The organism is Nonomuraea sp. NPDC052116, from assembly GCF_040680035.1.
Classification (GTDB): Bacteria; Actinomycetota; Actinomycetes; order Streptosporangiales; family Streptosporangiaceae; genus Nonomuraea; species Nonomuraea angiospora_A.
The window spans coordinates 20,164-31,080 of the sequence record NZ_JBFAWA010000058.1 but is presented as its reverse complement, the minus strand read 5'-3'; the positions used below and the strand labels follow the sequence as shown (position 1 = coordinate 31,080).

The 10,917-nt window shown below is 74.3% G+C and carries 1 protein-coding gene; it reads right to left on the bottom strand.

The genetic code is table 11. The annotated features are described in order from the left end of the window. Positions 1–24: 24 nt before the first annotated feature. Positions 25–10,914 carry a type I polyketide synthase gene (locus AB0L65_RS58710; RefSeq protein ID WP_364265644.1) on the bottom strand — a complete coding sequence of 3,630 codons (10,890 nt, stop codon included), beginning with the start codon at positions 10,912–10,914 and terminating at the stop codon, positions 25–27. Between the last annotated feature and the right edge of the window lie 3 nt (positions 10,915–10,917).

The window sequence follows — 10,917 nt, the reverse complement described above, 5'->3', positions numbered from 1 at the left end:
TTCCTAGCCTTCGGTGACGCCTGCTCAGGAGAGTCCGAACTCGCTGTCGATGAAACTGATGATCTCGTCGGCCGTGGCCGAGCTGAGCTGGCCGGCCACGTCCTCGACGGTGGCTCCGGATTCTTGGTGCCGTTCCTTCCAGGAGAAGACCAGCTGTTCGAGCCGGGCGGTGATCTCCCCGGCGGTGGCGCATTCGGCCGCCATGACGGCCAGCCTGGCCTCGATCCGGTCGAGCTCGGCCAGGACCTGCTGTTCGGCGCTGTGCGCGGGTGGCGCCAGCTCCTCCAGCAGGTGCCCGGCCAGCGCGGCGGCGTTGGGGTAGTCGAAGATCAGGGAGACGGGCAGCCGCAGTCCCGTGACCGCCTTGAGCCGGTTGCGCAGCTCCACGGCGGTCAGCGAGTCGAAGCCGAGGTCCTTGAACGCCCGTCCCGGTTCGACGGACTCCGGCCCGGCGAAGCCGAGCACGGCGGCCACGTGGCCGCGTACCAGGTCGAGGAGCATCGGAGCCCGCTCCGCCTCCGGCAGGGCGGCCAGCCGGTCGGTGAGCGACTCGCCCATGGGCGTTTCCGCCGCGAGCACGCGGCGCGTGGAGATGCGTACCAGGCCGCGGAAGAGCGGGTGGCCGAACCCCTTGGCCGCGCCCGCGCGCAGCGTGGCGAGATCCAGGTGGATCGGCACGAGCGCCGCCTCGTCCACGCTCAGCGCCCGGTCGAACAGGCCGAGGCCCTCCTCCAGGTCGAGCGCGCCCATGCCGGACCGGCTCAGCCTGCTCAGGTCGGCCTCGTCCAGGTGGCCGGTCATGTCGCTGCCGCTCTGCGGTGACCACAGGCCCCAGGCCAGGGAGGTCGCCGCCAGCCCGCGGGCGCGGCGGTGCTGGGCGAGCGCGTCCAGGAACGTGTTCGCCGCGGCGTAGTTGCCCTGGCCCGGGCTGCCGAGGATGCCCGCGGCGCCCGAATACAGGATGAACTGCGCCAGGTCGAGATCGGCGGTCAGCTCGTGCAGGTTGGCGGCAACGGTCACCTTCGGGCGCATGACGGCCTCGACGCGCTCCGGGGTGAGCGAGGAGATCATCCCGTCGTCGAGCACGCCCGCCGTGCTGACGACCCCGGTCAGCGGGTGCGCGGCGGGGATGCTCGCGAGCAGCGCGGCAAGGGCGTCGCGGTCGGCGGCGTCGCAGGCGGCGACCGTCACGGTGGCGCCGAGCCCGGTCAGCTCCTCCTCCAGCGCCGCCGCGCCGTCGGCGGCGGGGCCGCGGCGACTGGCCAGGACCAGGTGCCGCACGCCGTGCTCGGTGACCAGGCGCCTGGCGGCGAGCGCGCCGAGCGCGCCGGTGCCGCCGGTGACGAGCACGGTGCCCTCGGGGTCGAGGGCGGGCGGCGCGGTCAGGACGACCTTCCCGATGTGGCGGGCCTGGGCGACGTACCGGAACGCGTCGGGGGCGCGGCGGACGTCCCACGTGCTGATCGGCGGGAGCCGGAGCGCGCCGCGCGCGAACAGGGCGGCGATCTCGGCCAGGATCTCGCCGGTGCGCGCCGGGCCGAGCAGGGTGAGGTCGAAGTTCTGGTAGCGGACCGAGGGCAGCTCGGCCGGGTCCCGTACGTCCGTCTTCCCCATCTCGATGAAGCGCCCACCCGGCCGCAGCAGGCCCAGCGAGGCGTCCACGAACTCGCCCGCGAGGGAGTTGAGCACGACGTCCACGCCCGGGGCGAAGGTCCGCGCGAACTCCAGCGTCCGGGACGAGGCGATGCGCTCGGCGGGGACGCCCAGCTCGCGTACCGCGTCCCATTTGCTCTCGCTCGCGGTGCCGTAGACCTCGGCGCCCAGGTGGTGCGCGAGCTGCACGGCGGCCGTGCCCACGCCACCCGCGGCGGCGTGCACGAGCAGCGCCTCGCCCGCCTGGAGCCCGGCGAGGTCCACCAGTGCGTGGTAGGCGGTGACGAAGGCGATCGGCACGGACGCCGCCTGGGCGAACGTCCAGTCGTCCGGGATGCGGGCGAGCAGCCGGTGGTCGGTGACCGCCTCCCGGGCGAAGCCGTCGACGATGCCCATCACCCGGTCGCCGGGCGCGAGCGTGGTGACGTCGTCGGCCACCTCGATGACGACGCCGGCGCCCTCTCCGCCCATCGGCGCGTCGCCCGGGTACATGTCCAGGGCGATCAGCACGTCGCGGAAGTTCAGGCCCATGGCCTTGGTGCCGATGCGGACCTCGCCGGACGCGAGCGGCGCCGACGGGGTGGGGAGCAGCGCGAGGTCGTCGAGCGTGCCACGGGCGGTGACGTCCAGCCGCCAGTTCGCGGCAGCGGCCGGCGGGGTCAGCGCGCCGTCGGCTCCGGGCCGGGCCAGGCGGGGCGCGTACGCCGTCCCGTTCCTGATCGCGAGCTGCGCCTCGCCTGTCGCTAGTGCTGCGGGCAGCGCCCGCCAGGAGTCCGCGTCGCGATCGAGGTCGAGGACGACGACCCGTTCGGGGCTCTCCGACTGCGCGGACCTGACGAGCCCCCAGACCCCCGCGTCGACCAGGTCCGGCACCTCCTCTTCCGCCGTGGTCGCGACCGCGCCCCGGGTGAGGAGGACGAGCCTGGAGGCGGGGAAGCCCTCCTCGGCCAGCCAGGTCTGCAGCAGCTCCAGCACCTGGCAGGTCCGGTCGGCGACCGCCGCGGCCAGATCGGGCTCCGGTTCGCCGTCCAGCGGGACGACCACCCATTCGGGCACCGATCCGGTGGCCACTAGTTCGGCCAGGCCGGCGTGTGCGGCCGCGTCGATCCCGGCGGCGGCCAGTTCTGACGGGTCGCCGATGACCGCCCATCGCTGCTCGCCCGCGGGTTCGCCGGCGGGCACCGGCGCCCATTCGAGCGTGTAGAGCGAGTCCTCTCCGGTGGCGCGCTGCTCGGCGCCGAGGTCGGCGGGCAGCGGGCGCAGGATCAGCGAGTCCACGTGCGCGACGGGCACGCCGGTCGTGTCGGTGACGGCGAGCGTCACGTCGTCGGTGCCGCGGGGGGTGAGCCGGACGCGGATCGAGGTCGCGCCGGTCGCGTGCAGCCGTACGCCGGTCCAGGCGAACGGCATCCGCGGCCCCTCCTCGGCGGTGGCCGCGTTGAGCGCGACGCTGTGCAGCGCGGCGTCGAGCAGCGCCGGGTGCAGCCCGAATCCGCCGGTCTCGGTCCCTTCCGGGAGCGCCACCTCGGCGAACAGCTCCTGGTCGCGCCGCCAGGCCGCCTTCAGGCCCTGGAACGTGGGTCCGTAGCCCAGGCCGACCGCGCCGAGCCAGTCGTACAGGCCGGTCATCGGGAGCGGCTGCGCGCCCTCGGGCGGCCAGGCGGCCGTCTCCTGGACGGGCGGCGCGGCGGCCTCCGGCGCGAGCACGCCGGTGGCGTGGCAGGTCCACGGTTCGTCGGCGGCTCCGCCGTCGGGCCGGGTGTGGACGGTGAGCTGCCGCCGCCCGTCCTCGTAGGGGGCGCCGACGGCCAGCTGGAGCTGGACCGCGCCGCGTTCCGGCACGATGAGCGGGGCCTGCAGGGTGAGCTCTTCGAGCAGGTCGCAGCCGACCTCGTCACCTGCCCTGACGGCCAGCTCCACGAACGCCGTGCCGGGCAGCAGGATCTGGCCGTTGACCTGGTGGTCGGCCAGCCACGGGTGGGTCTTCAGCGAGAGCCTGCCGGTCAGCAGCACGCCGTCGGAGTCGGCCAGCGAGACAGCGGCGGCGAGGAGGGGATGCCCGGCCGCTCCGAGCCCGGCGGCTCCGACGTCACCCGCGCTCGCGGTGCGCTCCTCCAGCCAGAAGTGCTGGTGCTGGAAGGCGTAGGTGGGCAGATCGACCATCCGGGGGGCGGCCGGCTCCAGCGCTTGGGCCCAATCGACGTTCACGCCGCGTACCCACAGCTCGGCGGCGCTGGTCCACAGCCTGCGCAGACCGCCGTCGTCGCGGCGGAGCGTGCCGCAGGCCACCACGTCCTCGACCGTCTCCTGCACCGCCATCATCAGCACCGGGTGAGCACTGACCTCAACGAACACCCCATGGCCCTGCTCGGCCAGCGCCCGCACCGACGGCTCCAACCACACCGTCCGCCGCAGATTCTCGTACCAGTACGCGGCATCCACCTCGGTCCCGGTCAACCAGCACTGCCGCACCGTCGAGTACCACGGCACCTCGCTCGTTCGCGGGGTCACCGGGGCCAGCAGGCCCGCCAATTCGTCCTCGATCGCCTCGACATGCGCCGAATGCGAGGCGTAGTCCACCTCGATCCGCCGCGCCCGCACCGCGTCGTGCCGAGCCAGGAATTCCTCAATGGCGTCCGCATCGCCTGACACCACCGTCGAGGCAGGCCCGTTCACCGCCGCGATAGAGATCCGGTCGTCCACCGCCACCTCCGAAGCGGGCAGCGGGATCGACGCCATACCGCCCCGACCGGCCAGCGCCACGATCGCCTGACTCCGCAACGCCACCACCCGCGCGCCGTCCTCAAGCGACAACGCACCCGCCACCACGGCGGCGGCGATCTCCCCCTGGGAATGACCGACCACCGCGGCCGGGACCACTCCGAGCGAGCGCCACACCTCAGCCAGCGACACCATCACGGCCCACAGCACCGGCTGCACCACATCAACCCGGTCCAGGCCTTCCCCGCCGCGCAGCACCTCGGTGAGGGACCAGTCCACGAACTCCGACAGCGCCGCCTCACACTCCGCCATCCGCGCCGCGAACACCGGCGAGTCATCCAGCAACTCCACCCCCATGCCGAGCCACTGCGACCCCTGACCGGGGAAGACGAACACCGTCTTGCCACCCGGCCCGGCCACACCCCGCACCGCGCCCTCGTCCAGACCGGCCAGCAGTTCCTCCCGGTCCGCACCGATCACCACCGCACGGTGGTCGAACGCCGACCGCGAAGCCACCAGCGAATGCGCCACATCCACCGGCCGGACCCCGGCCACCGCATCGGCCAGCCGGCCCGCCTGCGCCCGCAACGCCTCCGCGCTGCGACCCGACAGCACCCACGGCACCACCGGCGGCTCGTCAACGGGCTCGGGCTCCTCGTCCGTGCCCGTCACCTGCTCGATGATCACGTGGGCGTTGGTGCCGCTGATGCCGAAGGAGGAGACGGCGGCGCGGCGCGGATGATCCTGAACGTCCCACGGCCGGGCCTCGGTCAGCAGCTCGACGGCCCCGGCCGACCAGTCCACGTGCGGCGACGGCTCGTCCACGTGCAGCGTCCGCGGCAACATCCCGTGCCGCATCGCCATGACCATCTTGATGACCCCGGCGACACCGGCGGCGGCCTGGGTGTGGCCGATGTTCGACTTGACCGAGCCGAGCCACAGCGGCTGGTCCCGCTCCTGGCCATAGGTCGCGATCAGTGCCTGGGCCTCGATCGGGTCGCCCAGAGTCGTGCCCGTGCCGTGCGCCTCGACCACGTCCACTTCGGCGCCCGACAGCCCGGCGTTGGCCAGCGCCTGGCGGATCACCCGCTGCTGGGAAGGGCCGTTCGGCGCGGTCAGGCCGTTGCTGGCCCCGTCCTGGTTGATGGCCGAACCCTTGACGACCGCCAGCACCGGGTGGCCGTTACGGCGGGCGTCCGACAGCCGCTCCACCAGCAGCATGCCGACCCCCTCCGACAGGGCGAACCCGTCCGCCGCGCCGGCGAAGGGCTTGCACCTGCCGTCCCGGGCGAGCGCGCCCTGGAGGCTGAAGCCGATGAAGCCGAGCGGGGTGCACATCACCGTGACGCCGCCGGCCAGCGCCAGGTCACAGTCGCCGTTCCGCAGCGCCTGCGCCGCCAGGTGCAGCGCCACCAGCGACGACGAGCACGCCGTGTCCACCGTCACCGCGGGCCCTTCGAGCCCCAGCGCGTACGCGACCCGGCCGGACGCGATGCTGCTCAGCGTGCCGGTGACCAGGTGCCCCACGGATTCCAGCGGGACCTGGTCGGAGTGGCGGCCGTACTCCTCGTAGGCCGCGCCGACGAAGACGCCGGTACGGGTGCCGCGCAGCGAGCCGGGCTCGATCCGGCCGTGCTCGATCGCCTCCCACGAGGCTTCGAGCAGGACCCGCTGCTGCGGGTCCATGGCCAGGGCCTCGCGCGGGCTGATGCCGAAGAACTCGGGGTCGAACTCGGCCGCGTCACGCAGGAAGCCGCCGTCCCGTACGTACGAGGCGAGCTGGGCCTCGGGGTCCGGGTCGTAGATCCCCTCGACGTCCCAGCCACGATCGTCCGGGAGGGCCGAGATCGCGTCCCCGCCCTCGGCGACCAGCCGCCAGAGGTCGTCGGCGTTCGTCACGCCGCCGGGCATCCGGCAGCTCATCCCGACGATCACGATCGGGTCGTCGGAGACCGGCCCGCGGCTCTCGCCGGTGGGCCCGGCCTCCGTCCGGGTGCCCAGGATCTCGCCGCGGACCAGGCCCGCGAGCGCCTTGACGTTCGGGTAGTCGAAGACCACGGTCGCCGGGAGCCGCACGCCCAGCGCGGCGTTGAGCCTGCCGCGCAGTTCGACCGCGGTGACCGAGTCGAAGCCGAGGTCTCTGAAGGCCCGGTCCACCTCCACCTCGCCGGGGGCGTACCCGAGCACGGCGGCCACCTGCTCGCGCACCTGCGCGACCAGCAGCCGGTCCTGCTCGTCCTCGCTCAGCGGGAGGAGCTTCGCGCGCAGCTCGGAGGACTCGGAGTCGGCTACCGCCTCCTTCTGGAACACCGCCACAGCCTCGGGGACGCCGTCGAGAAGGGGCCGCCGCCGGGCGGCGGTGAAGATGGGGAAGAACCGTTCCCAGTCGACGTCGGCGACGACCAGGTTGGTCTCGCCGTCGTCCAGGGCCTGCCGCAGGGCGTCGATGGCCAGGCCGGCGTCCATGTAGCGGACTCCGGTCCTGCGGGCGTCCTCCTCGTCGAGGAGCGTGGTCATGCCGCCGCCCGCGGCGTCCCAGAAGCCCCAGGCGACGGCCGTGGCGGCGAGGCCGCGGGCGCGGCGGTGCGCGGCCAGCGCGTCGAGGTAGGCGTTGCCGGCGGCGTACGCGCCGTTCAGGGCGCCGCCCCAGACCCCGGCGCCGGACGAGAACAGCACGAACGCGTCGAGCGGCCCGTCGAAGGCCGCGTCCAGGTTGGCGGCTCCGACGATCTTGGCTTGGGTGGCCTCGGCCAGTTCGTCCCGTCCGAGCCGGGTGAGGGGCTGCATGTGGGGCACGCCCGCGGTGTGGAAGACCGATCGGACGGGGGCGTCGGCCTCGATCTCGCGGACCAGGGCCGCGAGCGCGTCGCGGTCGGCCACGTCGCACTTGGACACCGTCACCCGCGCGCCGAGCTCCTGGAGTTCGGCCACGAGCGCGGCGGCGCCGGGGGCGTCGGCGCCGCGCCGGCTGGTGAGCACGAGGTGCTCGGCGCCGTCGCGGGCCAGCCATCGCGCGACGTTCGCGCCCAGGCCGCCGGTGCCGCCGGTGATCAGTACGGTGCCGCGGGCCGGCCGGCGCTCGGCCGAGTCGGTCCGCGCCCTGGGCGCCCTGGACAGGCGGCGGGCGAAGATCCCCGAGGCGCGGACGGCGAGCTGGTCCTCTTCCCCGATCCCGGCGAGCACGGCGACCAGGCGGGTCAGTACGCGCTGGTCGAGCGTCTCCGGCAGGTCCACGAGGCCGCCCCAGCGGGCGGGGTGCTCCAGGCCGAAGACCCGGCCGAGCCCGGAGACCGCGGCCTGCTCCGGGTCGCGGACCGGGTCGGCCCGGCTGACGCTCTCGGCGCCGTCGGTGGCGATCCAGAGCGGCGCCGCCACGCCGGCGTCGTCCATGGCCTGGATCAGCGTGACCGTCCGGGCCAGGTCGCAGTGGAGGGCGAGCACGCCGGCCGGCGCCTCGTCCCCGCCCAGCAGCGCGGCGAGGTCGTCCCTTCCGGAGTCGCCGGTGACCTCCAGGAGCTCGCACCGGGCTCCGTGCCGTTCGAGCGCCCCGGCGACGGAGGCCGCCGCGTCGCCGCCGGCCCGGTCCGCCGGGACGACGACGCGCCAGGTGCCCGACAGCGCGGGCGGCTTCCCGCCGGGTGCGCCGACGGGCGTCCAGGTGACGCGGTACCGCCAGGAGTCGAGAACGTCCTGGTCGCGCCGCCGGCGCCGCCAGGACGACAGCGCCGGCAGGATGGCGGCCAGCGGGGAGCCGTCCTCGATGCCGAGGGTGGCGGCGAGCGCGGCCACGTCCTCGCGTTCGACCGCGGCCCAGAACTCGGGGTCGACGGAGCCGTCGGGCGCCTGCTCGGCCGGGGTCGCGCCGGGCATGAACCAGAAGCGCTTGCGCTGGAAGGCGTACGTGGGCAGCTCGACGCGCTGGGGGACGGCGTCGGCGAAGTAGGCGTCCCAGTCGACGGCGACGCCCCGGCAGTGCAGCCGGCCGACGGCCTCGACGAAGGCGCGGGCCTCGTCGCGGTCCTTGCGCGTGGCGCTGACGAAGAACGCGGCGTCGTCGCCGTCGAGCGTCTGCCTGGCCAGGCTGGTCAGCACCCCGTCGGGGCCGATCTCCACGAACACGGTGGCGCCGCCGGCCCTGGCGGTGGTGACGGCGTCGCCGAAGCGCACCGCCCGGCGGACGTGGTCCACCCAGTAGCCGGGGTCGGTGAGCTGGCCGGGCTGTGCCTTCTGCCCGGTCACGTCGGAGATGATCGGAATGGTGGGCTCGCCGTACGTCAAGGACTCCGCGACCTGCCGGAACTCCTCCAGCATCGGCTCGACGAGCGGCGAGTGGAAGGCGTGGGAGACGCGCAGCCGGCGGGTGCGTACCTTCCGTGCCTCGAGTGCCTGCGCGATCTCGTCGATGTCGCCGGCGGCGCCGGAGACGACGACCGCGCCCGGCGCGTTGACCGCGGCGATCCCGGCCCGGTCCGCGCGGCCGGCCAGCAGCGGGAGGACCTGCTCCTCCGGGGCGGCGACGGCCAGCATGGCGCCGCCCGCGGGCAGCGCCTGCATCAGCCGGGCCCGCGCGGCGACCAGCGCGCAGGCGTCGCCGAGCGAGAGCACCCCGGCGACGTGGGCCGCGGCGAGCTCGCCGACCGAGTGCCCGGCGAGCACGTCGGCCTCGATGCCCAGCGAGGTCAGCAGCCGGTACAGGGCGACCTCGAAGGCGAACAGGGCGGGCTGGGTCATGCCCGTCTCGTCCAGCACCCCGTCGGGGTCGGTGAACATGACGTCCCTGATGGGGTGCTGCAGCAGCGGGTCCAGGACCTTGCAGACGTCTTCGAGTGCGGCGGCGAACACCGGGAACGCCTGGGCGAGCGCGGCGCCCATGCCCACCCGCTGGCTGCCCTGGCCGGCGAACAGGAAGGCGATCCTGCCTCCCGCCCCGGAACCCGTGACGGCGGTGGCGCCGTCGGCGAGCGACCGGAGACCGGCCAGGAGCTCGTCCCGGGTCTCCCCCACGATCACGGCGCGCTGGTCGAGCGCCGCCCGGCCGGTGGCGAGCGACCAGCCGACGTCCTCGACGCGCAGGTCCGGCCGCGTGGCCGCCCACGTACCGAGCCGGTCGGCCTGCGCGGCCAGCGCCTGCGCGTCCCTGGCGGAGACCGTCCAGGGCACCAGCGGCAGGTTCAGCCCGGCCTGCTCGGCGGTGTCGTCCTGCTCGGCCGGCGTCTCTTCGAGGATCAGGTGGGCGTTGGTGCCGCTGAAGCCGAAGGCCGAGACGGCGGCGCGGCGGGGCGCCTCGCCGGACTCCCACGGCCGGGGCTCGGTGAGCAGCTCGACGGCGCCGGCCGACCAGTCCACGTGCGTGGACGGCTCGTCCACGTGCAGGGTGCGCGGCAGCGTCTCGTTGCGCAGCGCCATCACCATCTTGATCACGCCGCCGACGCCGGCGGCGGCCTGGGCGTGGCCGATGTTCGACTTCAGCGAGCCCAGCCACAGAGGCTGGTCCCGGTCCTGTCCGTACGCGGTGATGAGCGCCTGGGCCTCGATCGGGTCGCCCAGGGTGGTGCCGGTGCCGTGCCCCTCCACCGCGTCCACCTGCGAGGGCGACAGGCCCGCGTCGGCCAGCGCCTCCCTGATCACGCGGATCTGGGAGGGGCCGTTCGGCGCGGACAGCCCGTTGCTGGCGCCGTCCTGGTTGACCGCGCTGCCGCGGATGACCGCGAGGACGTGGTGCCCGTTCTCCCGGGCGTCCGACAGGCGTTCGAGGAGCAGCACCCCCACACCCTCGCTCCAGCCGGTGCCGTTCGCCGCGTCGGCGAAGGACTTGCAGCGGCCGTCGGCCGACAGGCCCCGTTGCTGGGAGAACTCGATGAAGGTGTTCGGGGTCGCCATCACCGTCACGCCGCCGGCCAGCGCCAGCGAGCACTCGCCGCGCCGCAGCGCCTGCGCCGCCAGGTGCAGCGCCACCAGCGACGACGAGCAGGCCGTGTCGACCGAGATCGCCGGGCCCTCGAGGCCGAGCGCGTACGCCACGCGGCCGGAGACCACGCTGCCGAGCGCCTCGGCGCGGAAGTAGTCGTGGTACATGACGCCGGCGTAGACGCCGGTCCGGCTGCCGCGCACGGAGTTCGCGTCGATGCCGGCGCGCTCGAACGCCTCCCAGCACGACTCCAGGAACATCCGCTGCTGCGGGTCGGTCCCGAACGCCTCACGCGGCGAGATCGCGAAGAAGCCGGCGTCGAAGTCGGCCGCGTCGTAGACGAAGCCGCCCGTCCGGGCCGTGGTCGTGCCCGGGTTGTCCGGGTCGGGGTGGTAGAGGTTCTCGCCCCAGCCGCGGTCGGTGGGGAACTCGGAGATCGCGTCGACGCCGTCGGCGACGAGCCGCCACAGCTCCTCGGGCGAGGTGACCCCGCCCGGGTAGCGGCAGGCCATGCCGACGATCGCGATCGGCTCGTGCTCCCGGCCCTGGATCTCCCGCAGTTGCTGCCTGGTCTGGTGCAGGTCGGCCGTGACCCGCTTCAGGTAGCCCCGGAGCTTGTCTTCGTTTGCCATCGA